Raw genomic sequence first — 24824 nt, 5'->3', positions numbered from 1 at the left:
ACCGTCGGAGTCGTTTGGCCGCAGTGCCGATAAGGTAGACATGAATTGACGTCAGTTCAACTGACTTCGGGCGGGAGGGACGCGGGATGTCAACGGGACACCCGCATCCGGTGGCCCGTGCGCAGCTCAGATCCGGACGAGGGTCTTGCCGATCGTGCGTCCGGCCAGCATGTCGACCAGGGCGGTGGGTGCCGCCTGGAGACCGTCGTAAACGCTCTCCCGGTGGACCAGTCGTCCCTCGGCCAGCCAGCCGCCGAGGCGCCGCTGCATCTCGTCGAGGAGCGGAACGTGCGCGCTGCCGCGGAATCCGCGCAGGGTAAGGTTCTTCGAGGTGGCGAGGAACAGGTTGCGCGGCCCTGCCGTCTCGCCCTCGTATTCGGAGATCGAGCCGCACAGCGCGGCCCGGCCGTCGTTGTTCAACGCGTCGAGCGCGGCATCGAGGTGAGCGCCGCCGACACCGTCGAAGTAGAAGTCCAGCCCCTCGGGCGCGACCTGTGCCAGCGACTCCGCCAACGGTCGCGAACGTCGGTTGAAAGCCGCGTCCACACCGATCTCGTCGAGCAGCCAGGCCACTTTCTCGTCGCTTCCGGCGCTGGCCACGACCCGAAGGCCGCTGCGCTTCGCGATCTGGCACACCAGGTTGCCGACGGCGCCTGCGGCGGCCGACACCCAGATCGTGCCGGAGCCGCCCAGCGCGTCGATCACGTGCAATCCCGCATAGGCGGTCAGGCCCATCGGGCCGAGCGGGCCCAGGTACGCCTGGGCCGGAGCCCTGTCGACGTCGAGCAGGCGCAGGTTCGCGATGCCGTTCATCGCGACCTCACCGGAATCGACCACGGCGTGGCTGCGCCAGCCGTAGGAGTGCCACACTGTGCTGCCGGCGGGGAAGCCTTCGGCCAGCGATTCCTCGACGACGCCGACGGTGAAGATGCCGTCCATCGCCTCGCCGATCGGGAACGCGGCAAAGTACCCCTGCGGTGCGTCGGCGCGCAACCGCAGCCGCAGCCCGGGATCCACCGAGGTCCACGTGTTGCGCACGAGCACTTGCCCTGGTTCGAGATCGGGCAGGGCGACGGTCGCGATCTTGAAGTGGTGCCGACCGACTTCGCCGACCGGCAGCTCGAGCACCTGCACTTGAACGCTTTCCATGGGTTCTCCCAAGATCGTTGATGTTCCTGACTTGGTGTCCGCGCGTCCGGCAGCGAAATGCTTCGCCGGGCGTGCCGACGCCGATGGACGGGTCCGCCTCGCGCGGCGCTAAGGAAGGACCACGGCGCGGCCGAGGAGCCTGCCGTGCCGCAGGTCGTCGAGGGCCTGGTCCGCGTCGTCGAGCGAGTAGGTCGTGATCTCGGCGCGGAGACCGCGGTCGCGTGCGAGCCCGACGACCTCGGCGAGTTCGTCGCGGGCTCCCCAGAACGGGACGTGAACACGAGCTCCGAGTGGCAGCGCGGTCCCTTTCGCGATCGGCAGCGTGCCGCCTGCGCTGCCGATCACGACGAGGTCGCCGGCCCGGCGCAGCGATCGCGCCGCCAGCGCCATCGTCGCGTCGCTGCCGACGAAGTCCAGCACCACGTCCGCTCCCCGGGCAGGGAGCGCGCCGACGACGTCGTCCGGCGCGCAGGCGGTCGCGGCGCCGCAGGCGCGTGCGAGATCGCGCGCGTCGGCGCGGACGTCGACGGCGATGACGTGCGCGTTCGACAGGGCGGCGAGGATACCGACCGCGAGGTGTCCCAGCCCGCCGACGCCGATCACGAGCACGAGCGCGTCCGGTTCGGCGAGCGCGTCTCGGCAGCCGCCGATCGCGTGGAAGGACGTGAGTCCCGCGTCCGCCAGGGTCGCCGCGAGAGCGGGATCAAGGCCGTCGGCGGGCACAAGGCGCCCGGCCTCGACCACCATCTCATCGGCGAGCCCACCGTCGACCCCGAGTCCGATCCCCGCCGCGTCCGGATCGGGCTGGTCGCAGTAGTTCGGCCTTCCCGTCGCGCACCGCGCGCACTGCCCGCATCCCCACGGGCCGTGGACGATCACCTGGTCGCCGACGTGCACGCCGGTCACGCCCGTCCCTAGTTCGGCGACCCGGCCGCAGGTTTCGTGGCCGAGCGTGTACGGCGTCGGCCAGGCCGTGGCCGAGCGGACTCCGGTCGCGTCGAGGACGTGCAGGTCCGACTGGCAGAGACCGGTGGCCAGCACCTCCAGCCGAACCTGGCCGGCCTGCGGCACGGGTGAGGCGACCTCGGTCAGTCCGCTGTGGCCGTCGCTGAACATCCGATACGCACGCATGCTGCTCCTCATCGCGTCAGGCCTGGGATCTGAAGTGAAGTGAGTTCAGCATGGGCGGGATGCGGCCTTCTTCGCAACGCTGGGCGTGGCGGCGCAGGTCGGCGACCCCCTGGCTCCAGTGCCGTCCGAGAGACGGGTGAGGTGTCCGAAGTATTGACACGGGAGAGCCCGCGACTCATTATCGAATTGAAGTCAGTTCAAGGAGGAACCATGGCAGTCGAGGACGACATCCAGTTCGAGAAGGACGGCAACGTCGCACGCGTCTGGCTTAACCGTCCGCACAAGCGGAACTGCATCACGGTGCCGATGCTCAACCGGCTCGACGAGATCATCACCGAGATCGACAACGACCCGGAACTGCGCGTTCTGGTCTTCCGCGGCCGGGAGAACACCTTCTCGTCCGGCTTCGACCTGGACAGCTTGCAGTCCGACTTCATCGGCTCGAGCACCGCGATGGACGTCGCCGTCGTGTCGGCGAAGGTCTGCGACCGGCTCTACAACATGTCGACGCCGTCGGTGGCCGTCATCGAGGGCTACGCCACCGCGGGCGGGTTCGAGGTCATGATCTCCTGCGACTTCGCGATCGCCGACGACGACGCGAAGATCGGTGACTTCCACATCCGCCGCGCCCTGTTCGGTGGTGCCGGCCCGATCTACCGCCTGCCGCGCATGTTGGGCATCCGCAAGACCAAGGAGCTCATGCTCACCGGCAAGTTGCTCAGCGGCAAGGAGGCCGACGACTTCGACCTCGTCAACGCCAGCGCTCCGGCCGACAAGCTGGACGAGACGGTCGAGGAGTTCATCAGCCACCTCACGGACAAGAGCCCGTTCCAGATGAAGCTCACCAAGATGGCGGTGGACCGGGGGCTGGACGCCGACATCGCCTCGCTGATGGTGCTGGAGCACCTCGCGGTGGGCGTCACGCTCAACTCCCAGGACGCGGCCGAAGGTGTCTCGGCGTTCTTGGAGAAGCGCGACCCGAAGTGGACCGGTCGCTGAGCCGGTGGTCCGTTCCGCGGTGATCGAGCAGTGGTGACCTTGCTGGCGAAGGAGCTTGCGATGACGAAGCCGGCCGTCGTGGACGACGATCCCGAGCTCGGTGCGCGGGTGCGTGCCGAGCTCGGCGGATCCGGCCCGTTGCGGACGCTGGAAGGCGGCCGCAGTGGATTGACCTACCGGGTCACGGACGCCGCCGGGAACGATCATGTCGTCAAGGCGGTGCCGCCGGGACGCCGTGCCGTGGGACGCAACGACGTCCTGCGGCAGTCGCACGTGCTGTCGGCCCTGGCCGCGGCAGGCGCCGGGCCGGGGGTGCCGCTTCCCGCGGTCACCGCTCGCAGCGAGGCGGAGCCCGCTTGGTTCGCCATGGAGTGCGCTGCGGGAACGGCCGCGGAACCAGTGCTGGAAGAGCAGCCGCTGCCACCGGGGGTCGCCCGGGAGCGGATGGTCGCGGCGGCACGCGTCCTCGGCGATCTCCACGCCGTCCCGCTCGCGGGTGTCGAATCCGGTCTGCGCTCGGCCGGGGGCGAGGTGCCGGAACCGCTCGGACCCGCCGACGAGCTCGCGCGCTGGACGCAAACGATGCACGCCGTTCCCGAAGAACTCCGTTCCGGTTCGGAGGCGTTGCTGTCCGCGCTCCGGGCCGCGGTGCCCGTGGCCGTGGATCCGGTGCTGGTGCACGGCGACTTCCGCCTCGGCAACCTGCTCTGCGTCGGTGCCGAACCGACGGCACTGGTCGATTGGGAGATCTGGAGCCTCGGTGATCCGCGGGTCGACCTCGGTTGGTTCGGCGTGTTCACCGACGGCGCGCTGTTCCCCGGTGTCGGTCGCGTCGTGGCGGAGCTGCCGTCCGAAGCGGAGCTGCTGGCGGTCTACGGGAACCCGGAACCGCCGGACCACGCGTGGTTCCGCGCGCTCGGGCGGATGAAGATGGCCGCGATCATGGGGCACAACCTGAAGCGGCATCGCGAGGGCGTGCACCACGATCCGGTCCAGGAGCAACTACCGGCCACCATCGACGCGCTGATCGCTTCGGGGCGCTCGATCCTCGAAGGAGGGCCGCGATGACGGTGCCGGCTCCCGGGGAACTGTTCGGACTGCAGGGCAAGACGGCGCTGGTCACCGGGGCGTCGTCAGGACTGGGCGCACGGTTCGCGACCGTGCTGGCCACCGCGGGCGCGACTGTGTGGATCACGGCCCGGCGCAAGGAGAAGCTCGACGCGCTGGCGGCGACGAATCCGGCGTTGCGAGTCCTACCCGCCGACCTCGCCGACGAGGCGGCCAGGGAAGCGCTGATCGCCGAGACCGGAGCGGTCGACGTACTGGTGAACAACGCCGGCACGGAAAGCGGTGCGAAGCCGTCGGACGAGACGCCGTCCGGATTCGCGGGGGTGCTCGGCACCAACCTGGTCGCCCCGTTCCACCTGGCCCAGCTCGCGGCTCGCGCGGCCGGCGGCGGTCCGCTGTCGGTGATCAACGTCAGTTCGATCCTCGGACTGGTCTCCGCGGCACCGCTGGGCGGGGCGAGCTACGCCGCGGGCAAGGCCGGCCTGATCGGCCTCACCAGGGAACTCGCCGGGCACTGGGGCGGTCGCGGTGTGCGCGTCAACGCGCTGGCGCCGGGGTGGTTCCGCACGGAGATGAACGAGGCACTGTTCGCCGACGACCGGTCGGTGCGCTGGATCGAACGCAACACCATGCTCCGCCGGGCCGGTGAAGGGTCCGAACTGGACGGTGCGCTGCTCTTCCTCGCATCAGCGGCGTCGAGCTACTGCACCGGCCAGGTACTGGCGGTCGACGGAGGGTGGACGGCCCGATGATGAGCATCGACGAATTCACCGCCGAGGCGCGCGAGTGGCTTGAGCAGAACGCGACTCCACGTCAGGACATCGACGCGTCCCGTACGTCGGTGTCGGTGTTCCACGACCTGCCCGCGGACGAGGAACGCGCGCTGCTCGACCGCGTGTGCGCCTGGCAGCGACAGCGGTTCGACGCCGGATACGGCGCGCTGACCTGGCCCGAATCCGAGGGTGGTGCTGGGCTCACCCCCGCGCACGAGGAGGCGTTCGCCGAGCTGGAGCGCGAGTTCGACACACCGGGTCAGCACGAGCTGGCGTCGGCCAGTGCGCATTTGATCGCTCCGACGATCGACCTGTTCGGCACCCCCGAACAACGCCGGCACCTAGTCCGGCCGTTGCTGCGCGGTGACGAACTAGCCTGCCAGCTGTTCTCCGAGCCATCCGCGGGATCCGACCTCGCCGGGCTCGCCACCCGGGCCGAGCGGCGGGGGGACGAGTGGGTGGTCAACGGGCAGAAGGTGTGGAGCTCCGGTGCCCAGTTCGCGGGCTGGGGCGAGCTCATCGCGCGCACCGACCCGGACGTCCCGAAGCACCGCGGCCTCACGGCGTTCCTGCTCCCGATGGACACCCCGGGCGTCGGCGTGCGGCCGCTGCGGCAGATGTCGGGCGGGGCGTCGTTCTGCGAGGTGTTCCTCGACGACGTCCGCATCCCCGACGCGTGGCGTCTCGGTGCGGTCGGTGCGGGGTGGAAGGTCACCCTCGCCACCTTGGGATTCGAGCGCAGCCACTCCGGTGCGAACACCGAACTCGGCGGCGGATACCGGCACCTGGTGGCGACCGCCCGCAGACTGGGCAGGCTCGACGACCCCGACGTCCGGCGTGGCCTGGCCGAGGTGTGGGTGCAGGAGAAGCTCGGCGAACTGGCGGCCACCCGGGACCGCGAGGCACGACTGGACGGCGCCAGGCCGTCGGCGATCGGCTCGCTGCGCAAACTCGCGTGGGCGCAGAAGTTGAAACAGGTCAGCGAAGTCGCGTCCACCGTGCTCGGAAACCGGTTGATCGCCGACACCGGTGACGAGGTCTACCAGTGGACCGAACACGTGCTCGGTGCGCCCGGGTACCGCATCGCGGGCGGGTCGGATGAGATCCAGCGAAACATCATCGCCGAACGCATCCTCGGCCTGCCCACCGAACCGCGCGGGGACAAGAACGTTCCGTGGCGAGACATCCCGCGGTAGCGGCGGCACGGCAAGAGGGACACGAGACGGGAGTGGCCATGCAGGCAGACAGCACCGGTCCGGTGCGCACCGTGGCGGAAGCGGTCGCCGAAGCACGCCCGCAGCCGAGCCCGCTCCGAGGGCGGACCGCGCTGGTGACCGGTGGTTCGCGCGGACTCGGCCGGGAGATCGCGATCGCCTTCGCGGCCGCCGGCGCGGATGTGGCCGTGGTCTCCCGGAAGAAGGACGCCTGCGAGCGGCTCGCGGGTGAGCTCGCCGAGGCCACCGGGCGCCGGGTGAGCGCGCACGGGGCTCATGTCGGTGCGTGGGATCGACTTCCCGCCCTGCTCGACGAGGTGGAGGAATCCCTCGGGCCGGTCGACATCGTGGTGAACAACGCGGGAATCGCCCCCGTCTACCCGAGCCTGTCCGAGGTCTCGGAGCAGTTGTTCGACAAGGTCGTCGGGGTCAACCTCAAAGGGCCGTTCCGCCTGATGGCGCTCGCGGGCGAGCGGATGGCGTCCCGCGACGGCGGATCGATCCTCAACATCTCCTCGATCGCCTCGGGCAGACCGACCCGCGGCGACCTGCCGTACGCGGCGGCGAAATCGGCGTTGAACACGCTCACCGCGGGGTTCGCGCAGGAGTACGGACCACTGGTGCGGGTGAACACGATCCTCGCCGGGCCGTTCTTCACCGACATCAGCACGGCGTGGGACATGGACGCGTTCGAGGAGATGGCCGCGGCCTGGCCCTCGAAGCGCGGGGGTGACCCCGCGGAGATCGTCGGCGCGGCGCTGTACCTGTGCGGGCCGACGTCGAGCTACACGACCGGGTCGCTGCTGGCCGTCGACGGAGGAAGGCTGGCCGCGCCATGACGGGAGTCGCGATGAGACTGGTGGACGACGCGCTCGTCACCGACACGCCGGACGGTCCGGCGCTGCTGGGCAGCCGGTGCTCCGCCTGCGCCGCCTGCACGTTCCCGCGGCAGGCGGGGTGTCCGCGGTGCACCGGAGCGTCCATGATGGACACCCCGCTGGCACGGCACGGCTCGCTGTGGACGTTCACGATCCAGGGCTTCCGGCCGAAGGATCCGTACACGGGGCCGGAGGAGTTCGAACCGTTCGGAGTGGGGTACGTCGAACTGCCGGGGCAGCTCCTGGTGGCGACCCGCTTGACGGAACCGGACCCGGAGGCACTGGAGATCGGGATGCCGATGCACTTGGAGCTGGTGCCGTTCCGGACGGCCGACGATGGCGAGCCGGTGCACACCTTCGCGTTCGCCCCGGACCGGGAGGTGCGCGCATGACGGACGGTGTGGCGATCGTCGGGATCGGGATGCACCGGTTCGGTCGGACGAAGGGCGTCTCCGGCCGGGCTCAGGCGGTGCACGCCGCGAGGGAGGCGTTGCGGGACGCGGGCCTGGCCTTCTCGGACATGCAGTTCGGGTTCGGCGGGTCGCACTCGGCTGGAGACGCCGACACGCTGGTCTCCGAGCTGGGCCTGACCGGTCTGCCGTTCATCAACGTGGCCAACGGTTGTGCGACCGGCGGTTCGGCGCTGATCTCCGCCGATGCCGCGATCCGCTCCGGGCAGCACGATCTCGGCATCGTGATCGGTTTCGACAAGCATCCCCGGGGCGCGTTCAACGTGGACCCGGCCGAGCACGGCATCGGATCGTGGTACGGCGAGACCGGGATGATGGTCACCACCCAGTTCTTCGGCATGAAGATCCAGCGATACCTGCACGACCACGACATCAGTCCCGATGTCCTCGCCGTGATCGCGGAGAAGTCGTTCCGCAATGGATCGCTGAATCCGAACGCGTGGCGGCGCGACACGCTCACCGCTGCTGAGATCGCCGCGGCGACGATGATCTCGCACCCGTTGACGCAATACATGTACTGCTCCCCGGGCGAGGGCGCGGTGGCCTTGGTGCTGTGCCGCGCGGACCAGGCGCGCCGGTACAGCGAGGAACCCGTCTTCCTGAGAGGCGCGGCGTTCCGCAGCAGGCGCTACGGCTCGTTCGAGGTGTACGCGCCCTGGATCGCCGCCGAGCGCGCAGAGTCGCCCACGGTGCAGGCATCGCAGGCGGCGTTCGAAGCCGCGGGCATCGCACCGTCCGAAGTAGACATCGCGCAGATCCAGGACACCGAGTCCGGAGCGGAGCTGATGCACATGGCCGAGACCGGTCTGTGCGAGCACGGTGAACAGGAGCACCTGATCAGGGCCGGGGACAACGAGATCGAGGGGCGGCTGCCCATCAACACCGACGGCGGGTGCATCGCCAACGGTGAGCCGGTCGGGGCTTCCGGGCTGCGGCAGATCTACGAGAACGCGCTCCAGCTGCGCGGCGACGCCGGTGCCCACCAGGTGTCGACTCGACCGCACGTGGGGTTCACGCACGTCTACGGTGCGCCCGGAATCAGCGCGTGCACGGTTCTGACCCGCTGAGAGGACGAGGGAATGGCTTGGGATTTCGAAACCGACCCCGAGGTGCAGCGGGAGCTGGACTGGGTCGAGGAGTTCGTCCGCGACGAGGTCGAACCGGTGGACCAGGTGATCGAGCACGCTTGGAACACCCGTGACCCGCGCCGCAACGCGCTGATCAAGCCGCTGCAGCAACGGGTGCGGGAGCGCGAGCTGTGGGCCTGCCACCTCGGCCCGGAGCTGGGCGGCAAGGGGTACGGGCAGCTGCGGCTGGCGCTGCTGAACGAGAAGTTGGGGCGCACGCATTCCGGACCGGTCGTGTTCGGTTGCCAGGCGCCGGATTCGGGCAACGCCGAGATCCTCGCCCACTACGGCAGCGACTTCCAGAAGAAGACCTACCTGGAGCCCCTGGTCGAGGGCGACATCGTGTCCTCGTTCTCGATGACGGAGCCCCACGGCGGGTCCGACCCGACGGGCTTCCGCACCACCGCGGTGCTCGACGGTGACAGCTGGGTCATCAACGGGGAGAAGTGGTTCTCCTCGCACGCGTTGTTCGCCGAATTCCTCATCGTGATGGCGGTGACCGAGCCGGACGCCGCACCGCACGAACGGATGTCGATGTTCGTGGTGCCCGCGAACGCGCCCGGGGTCGAGCGGGTGCGGGACGTGTCGGTGTGGGGACACGAGGAACCCGTGGGGACCCACCAGTACCTGCGCTACACCGATGTCCGGGTGCCGGCGGAGAACCTGCTGGGGCGGCGCGGCGAGGGCTTCGCGGTCGCGCAGACCCGGCTCGGGGGCGGCCGCATCCACCACGCGATGCGCACCGTCGGCCTGGTCCAGCGCGCGTTCGAGCTGATGAAGCGCCGCGCGTTGTCGCGCACCACGAAGGGCGCGCGGTTGGCGGACAAGCAGCTGGTGCAGGAGATGATCGCCGACTCGTGGATCCAGATCGAGCAGTTCCGGCTGCTGGTGCTGCGGACGGCGTGGAAGATCGACAAGCATGACGACTACCGCGCGGTGCGCGCCGACATCGCGGCGGTGAAGGCCGCGATGCCGAAGGTGCTGCTGGACGTCTCGTCCCGAGCCATCCAGATCCACGGCTCGCTGGGCATCTCCAAGGAGCTGCCGTTCGGCAAGTGGGTGATGGAGTCGTTCCACATGGGACTCGCCGACGGCGCCACCGAGGTCCACAAGACCAACCTCGCCAAGGCGCTCGTGCGCAGCACCACGCCGGACGACGGGCTCTTCCCGCCCTACATCGGACCCGAACTCACCCGGGAGGCGCTCGGCCGGTACTCCGAGCTGCTCGCCGAGGCGGATGAGGTCGACCCGGCGGCGGGCGGTGCGGCATGACCGCCCGAAGGCTGACGCACGACGCCGACGTCGAGGAGTTCCGCGGTGCCGTCCGGGAATTCCTGCGCGAGTACGCCGACACCGCGGCGGTGTTCGGGGAGATGCGCGAGCAGCGTGCTGGGGATCCGGCGGTGTGGAACCGGTTCGCCGGCGAGCTCGGCGTAGTCGGGCTGGACGTGCCGGAGATCTACGGCGGCGCGGACGCCGGATTCCGCCCGGTCGCGGTCGTGGCCGAGGAACTGGGCCGATCCCTGGTCCGGTTGCCGTGGTTCACCACCGCCGTGCTCGGCGTCGGCGTGCTGCTGCACGCCGAGGGGGTGGAGGCCGAGGAACGCAGGAGGCAGCTGCTGCCCGCGCTGACGGACGGTGCGCGCACCGCCACGTTGGCCTGGGCCGAGACCCCGGACCGGTTGGACGGGCACAGCATCCAGGCGCGAGCCGCGCACGACGGCGGCACCTGGCGCCTCACCGGTCGCAAGCTCCTGGTCGTCGAGGGCGCCACGGTGGACCTGCTGTTCGTCGCGGCCCGGGCGGAAGACGGGCTGGCCCTGTTCGTCGTCGAGGGTGACGCGCCGGGTGTGGGCCGCACCACCGACCGCGCTATGGACCCGAACCGGCAACTGGCCACCGTCACCTTCGATGGGGCACCGGCACGACTGGTCAGCGATCCGGGCACCGGGGATCGGGTGCTCGGGCGGGTGCGCGACCGCGCGGTGACGGCGCTGGCCTGCGAGCAGACCGGTGGCGCGGCGGCGTCGCTGGACATGGCGGTCGAGCACGTCAAGAACCGTGTCCAGTTCGGACGTCCGATCGGGATGCTGCAGGCGATCAAGCACCGCTGCGCCGACATGGCCGTGGAGCTCGAGTCGGCGCGGTCGGCATCGCTGTGGGCCACCGGGCTGATCGCGGAGGACTCGCCGGAGGCCGGCATCGCCGCAGCCGCAGCGGCGCTGACCTGCAGCCGGTCCTACGAGTACGTCGCCGCCGAGACCATCCAGGTGCACGGCGGCATCGGGTTCACCTGGGAGCACCCGGCGCACCTGCACTTCCGCCGGGCGGCCACGAGCGCGGTGCTCTTCGGTGATCGGCACACCCACCAGGAGCGCCTGCTGTCCGGTCTGCACGTCGACGCCGGGTGACCGGTGACCTTGGAGGTGGGCGGGACGACCGCGTACACCGCTGAAGGGGCAACGGTGATCATCAGAGAAACCGCTTCACGGCAGCAGATGTTCGTCGGTGAACGAGCGAGTCCCGCGGCTGCTGCCGGAATGGCGTTGGAGTACAACGACTTTGCGATCCACGGCCGTCTCGTGGTGGTGTTCTCCCCGCGGTGACCTCGCTGGTGGTCGCCACCCGCGTGAGCCCGGCGCTCGGCAGCGGCTCGGTGGCCGGGTGAGCCCTCGTTCATCCGGAAGAACTCGCATGACGTTCTACGAGGAGGTGCGGTGAGCGATGTTCGATCTGCTGGTGCTCGGCGGTGGTATCGCCGGTATGACGGCCGCGGCCACGACGGTCCGCGGTGGCGGGTCGGCGATGGTGGTGGAGAAGGGCCCGTTGCTCGGCGGATCGGGCCAGTACGCCGGATACATCTGGACCGCGCCCGACCACGACGTGATGGACCGGGTGAACCCCGGTGGCGACCCCGGGCTGAAGAGGGCGCTGGTGGACGACTTCGACGACGCCGTCCAGTGGATCGGCTCGCTGGGGGTGAGCTGCGGCAAGCGCGTACCGGTGATCGGCTACGGGCGCGGGCACCGGTTCGACACGGCGCACTACGTCGACGGCTGCCGGCACGTGGTCGGGAAGAACGGCGTGATCGTGACGGAGGCGTCGGCCCGGAGGTTGCTGCTCGACGGCGGCGTGGTGCGCGGCGCGGAGATAGGCCTGGCCGATGGTTCGGTGCGGACCGTGGAGGCGACGGCGACGTTGCTGGCCACCGGCGGCTTCCAGGCGGATCCCGAGCTGCGTGCGCGGTACCTGCACGAGCAGGCGCGGGACGTTGAGCTGCGGTCGAACCCGTTCAGCAGCGGTGACGGACTGCGGCTGGCGATCGAGGCCGGTGCGGCGATCGGATCGGAGGGCGCAGGGTTCTACGGCCACCTGATCCCGTCCGGTGTCGCGCTGGAGCCGGAGCTGTTCGTGGACATCACGCTCTACTACAGCGAACACGCGGCCCTGTTCAACCTGGCGGGCGAGCGGTTCGTCGACGAGACGGAGGCGGATCACCTCACGGCGATGGCGTTGCTCGACCAACCCGAGGCGCGGGGCCTGCTGGTCACCGACGCCCGCGGCTACCGGGAGCGGATCACCGGTGCCTACGTAGAGGGAGCCGACAGCCTGGACAAGTTCGCGCTGGCCCGGTCCCGGGGCGCGCGGTGCGTGGTCGCCGACAGCGTGTCCGATTTCGCCGAGATGCCCGCTGAGTGGGGCTACGACGGCCCCAAGATCGCCGAGGAGCTGGGGCGCCTCGCCCGAGGCGAGTCGGCAGGGCCTGGCCGGGAGTCCGATCCTCGGGCGCTGGACGAACCGCCGTACTACGTCGTGGAGGCGCGGCCAGCCGTGACGTTCCCGTTCACCGGTGTCCGGATAGACCCGCAGGCGCGGGTCCTGTCGTCGAGCGGTGCGCCGATCCCGGGCCTGTTCGCGGCAGGTGCGGACATCGGTGGCCTGTACGAGCGCGCCTACGCCGGGGGACTGGCACCGGCGATCGTGTTCGGGCGGCGCGCCGCGGCCGGATCCCTCGTGAACTGACATCGGTTGGCATCTATGCTGGATCCTCACCGACGGAGGGAAAGGTGTGGGCGTCGAGACGTTGCGGGAGGCCGACGACGGCCCCAGGTCGAAGCGAGCGGCGATTTTGGGCGCTGCCGTGGAACATTTCGGTGAGGTCGGCTTCGAAGCCACCAAGTGGTCGGAGATCGCCAAGCACGTCGGCATCGGCCAGACCGCGCTGTACCACTACTTCGAGTCGAAAGCGCATTGCCTGCTCACGGTGATGCGCATCGGCCTGCACAACTCGGACGAGGCGTTCCGCGCGGCGACCGCGGACGCGCCGAGCGCGCACGAGGCGCTGCGCCGGGCGGTGCGCAGCGCCTACGAGATCTCCGATCTGGAAGTGCGGCAGAACCGGATCCTGCAGGCCAACATCGCGTTGCTGGTCAGCGAGCGCAGCTCGGAGCGGGAGGAGGCCGAGCGGCTGGCGTGCCGGGAACTGGTCGCCAGGATCGAGCGGAACTGGACGGAGCTGCTCCGCCAGGGAATGGATTCCGGTGAGTTCGCGCGCCGTGATCCGCAGCTGTTGGCGCGCACGCTCCTGGGCACGATCGTCGCCGTGTGGCGCTGGTACCGACCCGGTGGGGAGACCGGTCTCGATGCGATCTGCGAGCTGGTGACCCACTGCTGCGTGCGCATCGTGACACCGTGACCGCGCGCCGCGTGCGCCGTGCGGCCGTCGCGGCGGTGCGCGCCGTCCGCGTTCACCACTGATCTCCGACCCCTCGTCCTCGCGGCCCTGAACGGTCGCCGCGTCACCTTTCCATCGAACCGGTACCCGCTGTGAGTAGCGGTATCCGTGCGCTCCCCGCGCGTCGACTCCGACGTCCGCGCGGGGAGCTCCGTCCTGTTCCGACGCCTTCTCCGCGGCTGGGCGATTTTGAGTCTTGCGGCGTGTTTGGGGGAGCGCTAGCGTCAGACGGAGCGAACTGAATTCAGCTTAGTTGTCGAGCGGGCCGAGTGATCCATCCAGTGGCCGATCTCGTTCCGGCTGGTGTACCACCTCGTCAACGGCGACAAGGAGGAGCCGCACGTGCTCATCTCAGACTACTTCGCACGGCTGGACGGCCCGGATCCGTTGAGCGGGCTGGAGCTGGTGGAGTCCGATATCGAGTTCCTGCTCGCATTGCCGGGCAACGAGGTCTCCGGCCGCGGCCTGGAGGACCTCGCCTCCTACATCTCGGGCCGCCCGGCGGTCGGGCGCAAGCACCGCGTTCTCAGGTCCACCCGGGACGGCGAGCTGGAGATGGTCTACGGCGTGGTCGTCGAAGGACCGGAGGAGAAGCCCACCGGTTCGTTCGCCTCTGCGGGTGTGGTCTCGCCCGGCGGGAAACTGGCCCGCTACCAGTCCTTCTTCCACCCGACGTTCTCCCTGCTCCCCGAGGAGGCGGCGTGACGTCCACGGCAGGTGCTCCCACGCTGACCCGGTGGTTCGCGCTGATCGACTCCGACCACCCCGAAGGCATCCTCGACCTGATCGCGCCGGATTTCAGGTTCTCGATCGTGTTCGGCACGGGCGCGGGGCAGGCGACGGACTTCGCGGGCGACCGTGAGGCGCTCGAGGGCTATCTGCGGCAACGCGAAAAGGGGGTGCTCACGCACCACGTGGTGTCGGCGAGCGCCGATGGCCACGACGAACTCGTGCTCGGTGAGACCAGGCGCGGTGAGGTGTTCGAGTCGACCTTCGTCGCGGCGGCCCGGCTCGGAGCCGACGGCGCGGTACGGAATCTGATGATCGGTCGCTCGCCCATGTTGGAACTGCACGAGTCCGACTGAGCGGGTGCCAGGTGTGGAAGGACGACGTGGAATGTTCAATCTGGCTCTGCTGGCCTCCCGTCCCCCGGAGTGGACCCATGAGCAGTTCATCGAGTGGTGGCGAGGCGAACACGCTGAGGTGACGTACCCGCTGCCGGGTCTGCGGGCGTGGCGGCACACCGCCATCACCAGCGCGATGGAGCCGCGATCGGAGGGTTGGGACGGGCTGTCCGTGCTGAGCTTCGATTCCGAAGAGGCGGCACGCGCGGCGTTGGCCAGCGCGGAGTGGGACGCGGCGATCCGCCACGTCGGGCGCATGCGGGGCAAGCGCATCGCGGTGCTCGGCGAAGAGCGGGAAATGTTCTCGGGCTGAGTCCCTGAGCCAACGGAGGCGAATGCAATGCGGGAACTGGTGGCCGAACTCGAGTCCAGAGCAGCTACGACGCTGGCGGGCGGCGATGCGGTCATCGCGGCCGACGTCGACGGCGAGCATTCGCTGCGCGAGTTGCTGCGCGCCGCCGAGGAACTGTCGAGCGCGGTGCGCGACGTGGCCGGACCGCAGGCGACGATCTTGGTGCAGGCGGACAACTCCTGGCGGACCGTGGTCGCCGCCCTCGCCGCGGGCAAGCTGGACGGCACGCTCGGTCTGCTCAGCCACCACGCCACTCGCGCCGAGTACGACGCCGCGTGCGAGGACATCGACCCGGCCGTGGTGATCGCCTCGCCGGAATGCCTCGGCGAGTGGTTACCGGACTCCGAGGGCCCGCAGGTGCTCGACGGGTGGGGCAGCCGGACGCGGGCGGCTAGTCCGGGCCCGCGCTGGAGCGGTGGTGTGGTGATCGGCCTGACCTCCGGGTCGACCGGCCGCCCCAAGGGCGTGGTGCAGTCCGAAGCGGCGCTGCGCTACGCCGGGCGGAGCACCATCGACGCGGTCGGCCTCGCTTCCGGTGATTCCGTCGCGGCGCTGGTTCCGCTGTCGTCGGCGGCGGCGTTCTGCTTCGGCCTGTACCTGCCGCTCATGCTCGGCGGCCGGATCGTGTTCCTGGACCGGTGGCATCCGCCGACCGCGCTGCGGCTGATGGCCGAGCACGGCGTCCGCTGGACGATGTGCGTACCGACGATGGCCCTGCAGCTGGCGAGCGCCGTGGAGGGCGACCGGCCGCTGCGCGACGTGCGGGCCATGACGATCGGTGGCGGGCCGATGGAGGCGGCGGCGCTGGCGCGCGCGGAGGGACGTCTCGGCACGCGGATCCTGCGCGTGTTCGGCATGTCCGAGTGCCTGGGGCACACGTCGCCGCGAATGGACGACCCCGACGAGACGCGCCTGGGCACGGATGGCCGACCGTTTCCCGGCACGGAGCTGCGCGTGGTCGACCTGGATGGTGTGCCGGTTGCGGCGGGCGAGGTCGGGCGGGCGCAGGTGCGCGGCCCATCGCTGTTCCTCGGGTACGCCCGCAACGGAACCGTCGAAGCGCCCGAGGTGACCCCGGACGGCTTCTTCCCGACCGGCGACCTGATGTCGGTGCGGGCCGACGGCGTGGTGTCGGTGCGGGGCAGGGAGAAGAGCGTGATCATCCGCGGTGGTCGGAACATCGACATCGTCGAGGTCGAGACGGCCCTCGCCTCGCACCCCGCCATCGAGCAGCTGTGCGTCGTGCCGGTGCCGGACGAGCTCCTGGGCGAGCGGGTCGCGGCGCTGGTCGTGACGCAGGACGCCGGCTTCGACCTCGACGCCGCGACGGCGCATCTGGACCAGCGCGGGTTGATGAAGGCCAAGTGGCCCGAGTACCTGTTCCGCGTGGACGAGCTGCCGCTGAACCGGGTCGGCAAGCTGTCCCGCGCGGATGCCGCGCGCACGGCCCGTGAGCTCAGCGAGCGCAGCGCCATCTGACGGCGCAACGAGAAGAAGCGGGGCCGCCCTTCGAGGTGAAGGGCGGCCCCGCTGCCTCGCCGGAGCTACCTGGCGGTCCAGCCGCCGTCGACGTACAGCTCCGAACCGGTCGTGTAGCCGGCGTCGTCGCTGGCCAGGTGGGCGACTGCGGCGGCGACCTCCTCCGGTCGTCCCAACCTGCCCATCGGGGTGTTGGCGAGCATGGCGCGGTGCCGTTCGCTGCCGTCGAAACGCTCGTGCAGCTGGGCGGTGCCGATGAACCCGGGCACCACCGCGTTGACGCGGACGCCGCGCTCGGCCCAGTGCAGAGCGGCGTTCGCGGTCATCGAGCGCACGGCGCCCTTCGCGGCGGCGTAGCCGAAGCTGTTGGCCAAGCCGCCACCCGCACCGAGGATCGACGCGATGTTGACGATCGACCCTCCGCCACTGCGCTCGATCAGCGGCCCGCAATGCTTCATGCCGAGCCAGGTGCCCCGCTGGTCGATGTCGATCACCTGCTCCCAGCGCTCGACCGTCTCGTCCTCGACGGTGGCCAGGCTGCCGATGCCGGCGTTGTTGACCAGCACGTCCAGGCCCCCGTGCTCGGCTTCCACCGCCGCCGTCACCTCGTGCCAACGCTGTTGTTCGGTGACGTCGAGCGCGTGGGCCGCCGCGCCGGTGCCGAGCTCGGCGGCCAGCCGTTCGCACGCGCAGGCGTCGACATCCGTGATGACCACCCGCGCTCCTTCTGCTACGAGTCGGCGGACGATGGGTACGCCGAGTCCACCGGTGGCGCCGGTGACGAGTGCTGTGCTGCCGTCGAGTCGCCTGGTCACATGCCCTCCCGTGGAACTGAACTGGAGTCAGTTTAGCTCGTAGGTCACCCGGTTCCCAGCTGTTCGAACCTATGCAACTGAATTCAGTTCTGTTAACTTGAGGCTTGCTCGAGCGGCCGGCAAGTGCGGAGCGCACGCCGGAAGTGCGCCGACGGAACTCACCCGGTTCGGCCGTCTCGCAACTTCGTCGCACCTGGAGAAACCATGCCCGAGGCCTACGTCGTCGAAGCTCTTCGAACGCCGGTCGGACGTCGTGGCGGCGGGCTCAGCGCCGTCCACCCGAACGATCTCGGCGCACGCGTCCTCGCCGCGTTGCTGGAGAGGACCGGCGTCGATCCGGCGGCGGTCGATGACGTGATCTTGGGGTGCGTCGACCAGATGGGTGCGCAGGCCGGGAACGTCGCCCGCAACGCGTGGCTGAGCGCCGGGCTGCCGGAGACGGTCCCCGCGACCACGATCGACCGTCAGTGCGGGTCGTCCCAGCAGACGATCCACTTCGCGGCGCAGGCCGTGATGTCCGGGACCCAGGACCTCGTCGTCGCCGGTGGTGTCGAGGTGATGTCGCTGGTGCCGCTCGCCGGTCCGGCCGTCGTCGGCCAACGAGAGGGAATGGGGTTCCCCTACGGCGGTGAGGGTTGGACGCATCGATACGGAGATCAGGAAATCTCCCAGTTCCGCGGCGCGGAGCTCATCGCGCAGGAGTGGAGCATCTCCCGCGAGGACATGGAGCGGCTGGCCTTCGACAGCCACCAGCGCGCCATCGCGGCCACCGCTGACGGTCTTTTCGCCGAAGAAATCGTGCAGGTCGGTGATGTCGTCGCTGACGAAGGGCCGCGTCCGGACGGTTCGCTGGAGAAGATGGCCGGCCTGAAGCCCCTCCGCGAGGGCGGCCGGCTCACACCTGCCGTGTCGAGCCAGATCTCCGATGGCGCGTCCGCGATGCTGATCGCGTCCGAGAAGGCGGTCGAGGTTCACGGACTCACACCGCTGGCGAGGATTCACACCATGGCGGTCGTGGGGTCCGACCCGGTGTTCATGCTCACGGGCCCGATCCCCGCGACGGAGGCGGTCCTGGCCAAGGCCGGCCTCACGATCGACGAGATCGACCTGTTCGAGGTGAACGAGGCGTTCGCTTCGGTGGTCCTGGCCTGGCTGAAGGAATCCGGGGCTCCTTGGGCGAAGACGAACGTGCTCGGCGGGGCCATCGCGCTGGGCCATCCGCTCGGCGCGACCGGGGGACGGCTCATGACCACCCTGATCCACCACCTCCGCCGGACCGGCGGGCGGTACGGCCTCCAGACCATGTGCGAGGGCGGCGGCATGGCGAACGCGACAGTCGTCGAACGCATCTGACGACACGAGAGTGAGGTCCGAGATGACCGAGGAACTGCGCGGCGATCGTCGACGGGAGCCGAACGGACCCGTGAGCGGGAACAGCGTGGAAAGATCACCCGTCACCGTCGAGGTGCGCGATTCGATCGCCCATGTGGTCATGCGACGCGGAGACCGAGGCAACCCCATCGATCTCGTAATGGCGTGCGCACTTCTGGACGCTGCACGGACCTGCCGCCGTGCGAACGCCCGGGTCGTACTGCTGCGCGGCGAAGGACATTCGTTCTGCGTCGGAGGGGACCTTCGCGACTTCGAGGCGGTGGACGTCGAGGATCGACGGGATCACCTGATTTCCGTCACCGACGCCCTGCACGACGCGCTGCGAATCTTCGCGTCGATGGAGGCACCGCTCATCGCCGCTGTGCACGGCTCGGTGGCCGGTGCCGGAGTCGGCCTAGCGGCAGCCGCGGACTTGACGATCGCCTCCGCGGACGCGGTGTTCCTGCTCGCCTACACCGGGATCGGCTATTCGCCGGATGCCGGGGTGACCTGGTCGCTGCCGCGCCTGGTCGGTCCGAAGCGCGCCATGGAACTACTGCTGACCAACCCCCGAATCCCCGCGGACGAGGCGGCGGCCATGGGGCTGATCACCCGCGTCACCGATGGCGAGACGCTGGTCGACGAGGCGCAGCGGCTCGCCGGTCAATTGGCGCGCGGCGCGACGGGGGCGTTCGGTGCCACGAAGCACCTCGTCGCCCAAGGGCTCTCCAGCGGACTTGACACCCAACTGGATCGCGAATCCCGGTCCCTGGCCGCAGCGGCGGTGTCACCCGAGGGCGTCGAGGGTTTGGCGGCATTCCGGGCCAAACGCCCACCGCGCTTCCTCCCACCGCACGCGGACTGAGCCGCGACCGGGGACCCCTTCGACCCGATCGTTCACGGCTCTGACGCGGAAGGGGAACAGCCGGCTCGCAGCAGAACTGAACCGAGCTCCAACGCGGCGAAGGGAAGCACGTGACGAAACTGGACAGGGGGCCGTGGGCCTGCAGCGGGGTGGAGACGATCCGGCCGGACGTGCATCGGATACCGCTGCCGCTGCCCAACGACGGTCTCCGGGCCGTCAACGTCTACGTCCTCGAAGACGGCGACGACGTCATCCTGATCGACGGCGGCTGGGCGGTTTCGGAGTCGCGCAAGGAGCTCGAAGCCGGGTTGGCCGCGCTCGGCCACGACCTCGGCGACGTCAGCCACATCTTGGTCACGCACGTGCACCGAGACCACTACACCCAGGCCGTCGAGCTGCGCAGGCTGGTCGGCTCGCGGGTGTACTTGGGAGCCGGCGAACGTCCAGGACTGGAAATGCTGGACGAGGTCCGCACGGACGTTCCGGTCACCTCCCTGGACACCCTGCGCCGGGCAGGCGCCGGCGAACTCGCCGAACGCGTTCTGCGGGACATGGACCGTAGCGAATTCGATGCGAGCGTCTGGGAGAAGCCGGATCGATGGCTGGGTCCCGGCGTGGTCCGATTCGAGCGGCACGCGCTGCGCGTCGTCCCGACGCCCGGCCATACCAGAGGACATGTCGTGTACCTCGATGAGAGCCGCGGCCTGCTGTTCTCCGGCGATCACGTGCTTCCGCACATCACTCCGTCGATCGGCTTCGAACTGACCACGTCCGGTCGGCCGCTCGCGGACTACCTGGACTCGCTGCACCTCGTCACCGCGTTCGCGGACGCGGAGCTGCTGCCGGCGCACGGGCCCGCCGGAGGCAGTGCGCACGCGAGAGTCGCCGAACTCCTCGAACATCACGACGCACGGCTCGACGCCACCATCGACGCGCTCGGCCGCCGCACGAGCGACGCTTCGGCGGTGGCACGGGATCTGATGTGGACCAGGCACGAGGTCCCGTTCGCAGAGCTCAACGCCTTCAACCAGATGCTCGCGGTGAACGAGACGGCCGCACACCTCGACGTGCTCGTCGAACGCGGACGACTCGCGGTCGAGCTCGTGGAGGGAGTGGCGCGGTACGTGCGGACAGGTGACGACGGCACCCGTGACCCGCGCTGAACGAGCCCAGGAATCGAACCGTTCTCGGAGTGCCTCAACAATCGACGAGGTGGGGATGCAGCTGCTCGCGGGGAAATCCGTGCTGGTGACCGGTGCGGCCGGTGGCCTCGGTGCCGCCATCGCCGACGCGTGCGTGCGGCATGGCGCGCGGGTTCTGCTCACCGACGTGCTGACCGAGGAACTGGAGCGGACCACTGCCGCGTTGGGGAGGTCCGCGGCTTGTCGACCGCTCGACGTGGCTGATCCCGCTGCGTGGGCGGAAGCGGCCGATGTGGTGCGCCGCGATCTCGGGCACCTCGACGTCCTCGTCAACAACGCCGGCCTCATCGTCGGGAAGACGCTTGCCCAGTCCAGCCGTGCTGATCTCGAACGCAGTTTCCGGGTCAACGTCATGGGCACGTTCCTCGGCTTGCAGACGTTCGCTGAGCTCCACCGGGAGAGCGGGGCCCGAAGCGGTTCGGTGGTCAACGTCGCTTCCGCGCGTGGCTTGATCGGCGGCGCGGGTGCCACGACGTACTCCGCGACGAAGTTCGGCGTGCGCGGGCTCACCAAGTCGGCCGCGGTGGAGCTCGGACCGCTGGGAATCCGGGTCAACGCGCTCTGCCCGGGACCGATCGAAGGCGGCATGAGCGTCGGTGACCCGCAGTTCGCGCAGGCGGATTGGGGCGCGTACGCGGCGAAGCTGCCGTTGGGGCGCCTCGGTCGTCCGACCGACATCGGTGAAGCGGCGGCGTGGCTGGGTTCGGACCTGAGCGCGTTCGTCACCGGCATTGACCTCCCGGTCGACGGAGGCCTGACGGCGACGTCGTACGGCATCGAAATGAAGGGGAGCGGCGCATGACTCCACAGCGGATTCTGGTCACCGGTGCGGGAAGCGGTATCGGACGCGCAACGGCGGAGTGCTTCGCCCGGGACGGCGCGTCCGTCGTGGTCTGCGACGTGCGGGGCGATGCCGCAGCGGAGGTCGCCGAGTCGCTCGGCGAGGCGTGCGTCGGTGTGGAGTGCGACGTGGGCGACGAGGACAGCGTCGCCCACGCGATGACGGTGGCCGGAGAGCGGTTCGGCGGGCTTGATTCGGTTGTCGCCGCGGCCGGCATCGTGATCGGCGGTCCCGCTCACGAGATGTCGTCCGAGTCTTGGCACGACCTCGTCAGCGTCAACCTCACCGGAATGTTCTTCACCGCCAAGCACGGTTTGCGGCAACTGCTCGCGGCCGGTGGCGGTTCCCTCGTCACCGTCGGCTCGGTCGGATCGCTCGTCGCTGCGGGGCGCAGCGCCGCCTACGACGCGACGAAAGGCGGCGTCGTGCAGCTGACGCGCGGGATCGCAGCGGAGTACGCCGACCGCGGAATCCGGGCCAACTGCGTGTGCCCCGGCCATGTCTCGACGAACCTGGCCACCAACAGCGAGGGCGTCTACGGTGCTTCCGTGGTGTCAGCGGGCCCACAGCGGTGGACGACTCCGCCGATGGACCGCGCCGGTTCGCCGGAGGAGATCGCGAACGTCATCGCGTTCCTGTGCTCCCCAGGTGCATCGTTCATGACCGGCACCGCCGTGACCGTCGACGGAGGCTACACGGCGGTCTGATCGGGAAACACCACTGCACGACCGAGGACCCCGCCTCATCGGAAGTCTTCCCGGGCCAGACTTCCAGCGGTGCCTGGAACAAGAACTTCTCTCGATGCGGACGGGGGTCGTAGCACCCTCGGCACGAAGCGAACCGAGTTGCCGACCAGCCGAGCTGAGCACATGGACGCTGTTCACTCCGTCCACGGCGAGAAGGGCTCCGGCCGTCCCGCCTGCCGCCAAGCCGGTGCTGGCGATGGTGGTGGCAACGGCGAGCAGGACCAGCACGCTGCTGTGCCCGGTGACCTGTGCGGTTCGTGCGCCGACGCGTGCCTCACTCGACACGAGCGTCCGCTTCGCGCGGAAGGGCGATCACGGTGGAAATGTCTGTCGAGTTCGTCCAATCAGCTGGATCCCGGGCCCGTCGAACACGCCGAGCGCGAAACGGGTTCGACGATCAGGCGGCCAGGTCCTCCGGCATCGGGCTGGATTCGAACGCCAGGCGTCCAGCGGTCGCCGCGTACCGCATGGCTCTGGCCATCTTGAGCGGCTCACCTGCTCGCACCAACGCGGTGTTGATCAGCGTCGCCGCGGCTCCGAGTTCCATCGCGAATGCGACGTGCTTCGCGCTCCCCAGCCCGCCTTCGACGATCACCGGGACGTCCGAGTGCTCGATGACCTCCCGGATTCGCGTCGGGTCGACGATGCCTCGGCCGGAAGCAACCGGCGACGCCATCACGCGCAGCGCGGCACAACCGAGGTCCTGTAGTTCCCGCGCCGCTTCGAGATCCGGCAGGATGAACGGCATGAGTTCCATTCCCTGGGCACGGAGTTCTTGAGCTGCTTCGATCGTCATCCGGTTGTCAGGCATGTTGTCCTCGCCCCGGACGTCCAGCTTCAGGACGTCGATTCCCAGCGAATCCCGCAGAATTCCCGCGGTCTTGACCGCGCTGTCCTTCGAGCGGGAGAACGAGGTGGTGCCGATCCAGCTGAAGTTCTCCAGGGCGAGCGCGTCGTCGAGATCTGACAGGAGCAGGCTGGAACGGCGATTCTCCGGGTCCACGGTGGTGATGAAGACATCGGCTCCGGTCGCGGTCAGCACGTCCCTGACGACGGGAACGGAGTCGTACTGCTCGATGCCGACGATGAGCCGGGATCTGAACTGGTGTTTTCCGATCTCGAGCCACGGCTCATCGAGGACGGGATTCGGGTCGTACGTCGTCGTCAAGTGGATCAACCCTGTCGGTGAGGGCGGCGGGCAGCCGCATCCGAATCGGAGTTTGGGCGGAGCGAGACAATCGTGTCCAGGGGTGCATGCGGTGTCAACTGTTGCCAACCGGGATTCTCCGAAACCGCAGTATGGAGTAACTTCGGCGGAAATACCTCCGTGCAAGGGATTGTTCGATCGGCGGATCGATGTGTCCGAAGGCAACGGTTCAGCACGTACGAAGATGTGTGCCCGGCCGTCCGACTGCACGCTCCTCGGACCGGAGGACGGCCCGAGGAGCGTGGCGGAACGCAGTGGACTGTGCACGGGGAACGCCAGGTGTACGCGAGTTCGTGGGTCGAACTCGTCCTCGCCGACGTGGAGGTTCCCCGGGGGAGCGCGCTTCGAGCTCCACCTCGTCCGGGTGGACCCGTCGGCCGGTGTCGTGGTGTGCGATGAGCGGGACAGGTGCTGCTGTTGCATCGGCACCAGTTCACGACGGACACCTGGAACTGGGAGATTCCCAGCGGCACCGTGGAACCCGGTGAGAGTCCGTTGCAAGCCGCTGCCCGCGAGGCGGAGGAGGAGACCGGCTGGCGGCCGCGTGCGTTGCGGGAGACGGCCTACGTCCAGCCGATCGCCGGAATCACCAACGCCGAGCAGTACGTCTTCGTGGCCGAGGGAGCGAATTACGTCGGCCCCCTCGGATTCGCATGAATCGGAGCGGATCGAGTGGATCCCGCTCGACGAGGTCGTCGACCTGATCCGGCATCGCCGGGGCGCGACCTGATCGGCCTGCTGCACGCGCTGCTCGCGCGAAGCACGCAGGGAGATGCCGGGCGGATCTGACCGGAGTGATCCAGGGGCGATGGAAGTCGGCGTGGCACAGTGGACGATCGGAGTTCGTGCCCACCATCTATCCAAAAGGGACTGAACAGGGCCTTCCTTTGATCGTGGAGGGCACATGTGTTTCCTGGCAGAACGCCGTTCGCTCAAGGCGTCGGTCATCGGGCTCGGATACCTGGGGTCGTGCATCGCGGCGATGCTGGCCGACCGAGGCGTGGACGTCGTCGGCGTGGGCACCGATCCCCAGCTGGTCGAAGAGCTGAACAACGGCCACTGCCGCTTCCACGAAACCGGCCTGGCCGAGATGTTCTTCCGGAACACCGCCGCCGGCCGGCTTTCGGTGCGGCCGGACTACACCGGCGTCGTAGGGGCAATCCTTTGCCGGAACGTGGTTTGGCAATGAATGTTCTTCTCTGGGCACGGAAGCTCGCGCGGCACGACGTCGAGCACCACATCGCTCAAGGGATCGTCCGCTCGGGCGGGAGGAGTGCG

The 24824-nt window shown here is 69.4% G+C and carries 27 protein-coding genes; 23 read left to right on the top strand and 4 right to left on the bottom strand.

The window, feature by feature from the left end; genetic code table 11:
* Positions 1–126: 126 nt before the first annotated feature.
* Together H1226_RS15985 and H1226_RS15980 are read right to left on the bottom strand one after the other, a co-directional pair.
* Positions 127–1134, bottom strand: a complete 1008-nt coding sequence (locus H1226_RS15985) for an NADP-dependent oxidoreductase (protein WP_258341436.1) — start codon at positions 1132–1134, stop codon at positions 127–129.
* Positions 1135–1257: 123 nt separating this feature from the next.
* Positions 1258–2280 (bottom strand): alcohol dehydrogenase catalytic domain-containing protein, encoded by a 1023-nt coding sequence (locus H1226_RS15980; RefSeq protein WP_258341435.1) that lies wholly within the window; start codon positions 2278–2280, stop codon positions 1258–1260.
* A 210-nt stretch (positions 2281–2490) separates the two neighbouring features.
* Between H1226_RS15980 and H1226_RS15975 the strand changes: the two genes are divergently transcribed.
* The 16 genes from H1226_RS15975 to H1226_RS15900 all read left to right on the top strand — a co-directional run bounded on the left by H1226_RS15975 (position 2491) and on the right by H1226_RS15900 (position 16499).
* A complete protein-coding gene (locus tag H1226_RS15975; RefSeq protein WP_258341434.1) occupies positions 2491–3279 on the top strand; it encodes an enoyl-CoA hydratase/isomerase family protein in 789 nt (262 codons plus the stop codon).
* Positions 3280–3339: 60 nt separating this feature from the next.
* Positions 3340–4347 (top strand): phosphotransferase family protein, encoded by a 1008-nt coding sequence (locus H1226_RS15970; RefSeq protein ID WP_258341433.1) that lies wholly within the window; start codon positions 3340–3342, stop codon positions 4345–4347.
* A complete protein-coding gene (locus H1226_RS15965; RefSeq protein WP_258341432.1) occupies positions 4344–5099 on the top strand; it encodes an SDR family NAD(P)-dependent oxidoreductase in 756 nt (251 codons plus the stop codon). Before H1226_RS15970 ends, H1226_RS15965 begins: the two co-directional genes overlap by 4 nt.
* Positions 5096–6316 carry an acyl-CoA dehydrogenase family protein gene (locus H1226_RS15960; RefSeq protein WP_258341431.1) on the top strand — a complete coding sequence of 407 codons (1221 nt, stop codon included), beginning with the start codon at positions 5096–5098 and terminating at the stop codon, positions 6314–6316. Before H1226_RS15965 ends, H1226_RS15960 begins: the two co-directional genes overlap by 4 nt.
* A gap of 38 nt (positions 6317–6354) precedes the next feature.
* Entirely contained in the window at positions 6355–7173 is an 819-nt protein-coding gene (locus H1226_RS15955) for an SDR family NAD(P)-dependent oxidoreductase (RefSeq protein ID WP_258341430.1), read from the top strand.
* A gap of 11 nt (positions 7174–7184) precedes the next feature.
* Entirely contained in the window at positions 7185–7604 is a 420-nt protein-coding gene (locus H1226_RS15950) for a Zn-ribbon domain-containing OB-fold protein (RefSeq protein WP_258341429.1), read from the top strand.
* Positions 7601–8749 carry a thiolase family protein gene (locus tag H1226_RS15945; protein ID WP_258341428.1) on the top strand — a complete coding sequence of 383 codons (1149 nt, stop codon included), beginning with the start codon at positions 7601–7603 and terminating at the stop codon, positions 8747–8749. Before H1226_RS15950 ends, H1226_RS15945 begins: the two co-directional genes overlap by 4 nt.
* Before the next feature lie 12 nt (positions 8750–8761).
* Positions 8762–10081, top strand: coding sequence for an acyl-CoA dehydrogenase family protein (locus H1226_RS15940; RefSeq protein ID WP_258341427.1), 1320 nt, complete (start codon positions 8762–8764; stop codon positions 10079–10081).
* Positions 10078–11220, top strand: coding sequence for an acyl-CoA dehydrogenase family protein (locus H1226_RS15935; RefSeq protein ID WP_258341426.1), 1143 nt, complete (start codon positions 10078–10080; stop codon positions 11218–11220). The genes H1226_RS15940 and H1226_RS15935 overlap by 4 nt, the downstream gene beginning before the upstream one ends.
* Positions 11221–11223: 3 nt before the next feature.
* The gene (locus H1226_RS15930) at positions 11224–11415 is read left to right on the top strand and encodes a hypothetical protein (protein WP_258341425.1); all 192 of its coding nucleotides are present in this window, start codon (positions 11224–11226) and stop codon (positions 11413–11415) included.
* Positions 11416–11533: 118 nt separating this feature from the next.
* Positions 11534–12832 (top strand): FAD-dependent oxidoreductase, encoded by a 1299-nt coding sequence (locus tag H1226_RS15925; protein WP_258341424.1) that lies wholly within the window; start codon positions 11534–11536, stop codon positions 12830–12832.
* A 61-nt stretch (positions 12833–12893) separates the two neighbouring features.
* Positions 12894–13505 carry a TetR/AcrR family transcriptional regulator gene (locus H1226_RS15920; RefSeq protein WP_258341423.1) on the top strand — a complete coding sequence of 204 codons (612 nt, stop codon included), beginning with the start codon at positions 12894–12896 and terminating at the stop codon, positions 13503–13505.
* Between the two features lie 381 nt (positions 13506–13886).
* A complete protein-coding gene (locus H1226_RS15915) occupies positions 13887–14249 on the top strand; it encodes a nuclear transport factor 2 family protein (RefSeq protein WP_258341422.1) in 363 nt (120 codons plus the stop codon).
* On the top strand, positions 14246–14629 hold the full coding sequence (locus H1226_RS15910; protein WP_258341421.1) for a nuclear transport factor 2 family protein: 384 nt from the start codon (positions 14246–14248) through the stop codon (positions 14627–14629). Before H1226_RS15915 ends, H1226_RS15910 begins: the two co-directional genes overlap by 4 nt.
* A 31-nt stretch (positions 14630–14660) precedes the next feature.
* Positions 14661–14981 (top strand): EthD family reductase, encoded by a 321-nt coding sequence (locus H1226_RS15905; protein WP_258341420.1) that lies wholly within the window; start codon positions 14661–14663, stop codon positions 14979–14981.
* Positions 14982–15008: 27 nt separating this feature from the next.
* Positions 15009–16499, top strand: coding sequence for a class I adenylate-forming enzyme family protein (locus H1226_RS15900; RefSeq protein WP_258341419.1), 1491 nt, complete (start codon positions 15009–15011; stop codon positions 16497–16499).
* Between the two features lie 65 nt (positions 16500–16564).
* Here the strand turns inward: H1226_RS15900 and H1226_RS15895 are convergent, their stop codons facing one another.
* Positions 16565–17314, bottom strand: coding sequence for an SDR family NAD(P)-dependent oxidoreductase (locus tag H1226_RS15895; protein WP_258341418.1), 750 nt, complete (start codon positions 17312–17314; stop codon positions 16565–16567).
* A 204-nt stretch (positions 17315–17518) separates the two neighbouring features.
* On the opposite strand from H1226_RS15895, the gene H1226_RS15890 reads away from it, so the two are divergent.
* From H1226_RS15890 to H1226_RS15870, 5 genes are all read left to right on the top strand, one after another.
* The gene (locus H1226_RS15890) at positions 17519–18667 is read left to right on the top strand and encodes an acetyl-CoA C-acetyltransferase (protein WP_258341417.1); all 1149 of its coding nucleotides are present in this window, start codon (positions 17519–17521) and stop codon (positions 18665–18667) included.
* Between the two features lie 22 nt (positions 18668–18689).
* Positions 18690–19550 (top strand): enoyl-CoA hydratase/isomerase family protein, encoded by an 861-nt coding sequence (locus H1226_RS15885; protein ID WP_258341416.1) that lies wholly within the window; start codon positions 18690–18692, stop codon positions 19548–19550.
* A gap of 110 nt (positions 19551–19660) precedes the next feature.
* Entirely contained in the window at positions 19661–20713 is a 1053-nt protein-coding gene (locus tag H1226_RS15880) for an MBL fold metallo-hydrolase (RefSeq protein ID WP_258341415.1), read from the top strand.
* 55 nt (positions 20714–20768) lie between these two features.
* A complete protein-coding gene (locus H1226_RS15875; RefSeq protein WP_258341414.1) occupies positions 20769–21554 on the top strand; it encodes an SDR family NAD(P)-dependent oxidoreductase in 786 nt (261 codons plus the stop codon).
* Positions 21551–22300, top strand: coding sequence for an SDR family NAD(P)-dependent oxidoreductase (locus H1226_RS15870; protein WP_258341413.1), 750 nt, complete (start codon positions 21551–21553; stop codon positions 22298–22300). Before H1226_RS15875 ends, H1226_RS15870 begins: the two co-directional genes overlap by 4 nt.
* Positions 22301–22736: 436 nt before the next feature.
* On the opposite strand, the gene H1226_RS15865 is transcribed toward H1226_RS15870, so the two are convergent.
* Positions 22737–23507 (bottom strand): beta/alpha barrel domain-containing protein, encoded by a 771-nt coding sequence (locus tag H1226_RS15865; RefSeq protein WP_258341412.1) that lies wholly within the window; start codon positions 23505–23507, stop codon positions 22737–22739.
* 447 nt (positions 23508–23954) lie between these two features.
* Here H1226_RS15865 and H1226_RS15860 point away from each other — a divergent pair, with 447 nt between their 5' ends.
* Both H1226_RS15860 and H1226_RS15855 read left to right on the top strand, forming a co-directional pair.
* Entirely contained in the window at positions 23955–24203 is a 249-nt protein-coding gene (locus tag H1226_RS15860; RefSeq protein WP_258341411.1) for an NUDIX domain-containing protein, read from the top strand.
* Between the two features lie 247 nt (positions 24204–24450).
* Positions 24451–24735, top strand: a complete 285-nt coding sequence (locus tag H1226_RS15855; protein ID WP_258341410.1) for a 2-dehydropantoate 2-reductase N-terminal domain-containing protein — start codon at positions 24451–24453, stop codon at positions 24733–24735.
* Positions 24736–24824 lie beyond the last annotated feature (89 nt).

It is taken from the genome of Saccharopolyspora gregorii (assembly GCF_024734405.1).
GTDB lineage: Bacteria > Actinomycetota > Actinomycetes > Mycobacteriales > Pseudonocardiaceae > Saccharopolyspora_C > Saccharopolyspora_C gregorii.
Note: the sequence above shows the minus strand (reverse complement) of the source record. Positions and strands in the feature narration are given on the sequence as shown.

Excerpts from the sequence above, each read along its gene's own strand:
- H1226_RS15965 (WP_258341432.1), top strand. The coding sequence starts at position 4,344 with ATGACGGTGCCGGCTCCCGGGGAACTGTTCGGACTGCAGGGCAAGACG.
- H1226_RS15855 (WP_258341410.1), top strand. The coding sequence starts at position 24,451 with ATGTGTTTCCTGGCAGAACGCCGTTCGCTCAAGGCGTCGGTCATCGGG.
- H1226_RS15950 (WP_258341429.1), top strand. The coding sequence starts at position 7,185 with ATGAGACTGGTGGACGACGCGCTCGTCACCGACACGCCGGACGGTCCG.
- H1226_RS15970 (WP_258341433.1), top strand. The coding sequence starts at position 3,340 with ATGACGAAGCCGGCCGTCGTGGACGACGATCCCGAGCTCGGTGCGCGG.
- H1226_RS15960 (WP_258341431.1), top strand. The coding sequence starts at position 5,096 with ATGATGAGCATCGACGAATTCACCGCCGAGGCGCGCGAGTGGCTTGAG.
- H1226_RS15980 (WP_258341435.1), bottom strand. The coding sequence starts at position 2,280 with ATGCGTGCGTATCGGATGTTCAGCGACGGCCACAGCGGACTGACCGAG.
- H1226_RS15870 (WP_258341413.1), top strand. The coding sequence starts at position 21,551 with ATGACTCCACAGCGGATTCTGGTCACCGGTGCGGGAAGCGGTATCGGA.
- H1226_RS15940 (WP_258341427.1), top strand. The coding sequence starts at position 8,762 with ATGGCTTGGGATTTCGAAACCGACCCCGAGGTGCAGCGGGAGCTGGAC.
- H1226_RS15885 (WP_258341416.1), top strand. The coding sequence starts at position 18,690 with ATGACCGAGGAACTGCGCGGCGATCGTCGACGGGAGCCGAACGGACCC.
- H1226_RS15900 (WP_258341419.1), top strand. The coding sequence starts at position 15,009 with ATGCGGGAACTGGTGGCCGAACTCGAGTCCAGAGCAGCTACGACGCTG.
- H1226_RS15875 (WP_258341414.1), top strand. The coding sequence starts at position 20,769 with ATGCAGCTGCTCGCGGGGAAATCCGTGCTGGTGACCGGTGCGGCCGGT.
- H1226_RS15890 (WP_258341417.1), top strand. The coding sequence starts at position 17,519 with ATGCCCGAGGCCTACGTCGTCGAAGCTCTTCGAACGCCGGTCGGACGT.
- H1226_RS15925 (WP_258341424.1), top strand. The coding sequence starts at position 11,534 with ATGTTCGATCTGCTGGTGCTCGGCGGTGGTATCGCCGGTATGACGGCC.
- H1226_RS15945 (WP_258341428.1), top strand. The coding sequence starts at position 7,601 with ATGACGGACGGTGTGGCGATCGTCGGGATCGGGATGCACCGGTTCGGT.
- H1226_RS15955 (WP_258341430.1), top strand. The coding sequence starts at position 6,355 with ATGCAGGCAGACAGCACCGGTCCGGTGCGCACCGTGGCGGAAGCGGTC.
- H1226_RS15935 (WP_258341426.1), top strand. The coding sequence starts at position 10,078 with ATGACCGCCCGAAGGCTGACGCACGACGCCGACGTCGAGGAGTTCCGC.
- H1226_RS15905 (WP_258341420.1), top strand. The coding sequence starts at position 14,661 with ATGTTCAATCTGGCTCTGCTGGCCTCCCGTCCCCCGGAGTGGACCCAT.
- H1226_RS15975 (WP_258341434.1), top strand. The coding sequence starts at position 2,491 with ATGGCAGTCGAGGACGACATCCAGTTCGAGAAGGACGGCAACGTCGCA.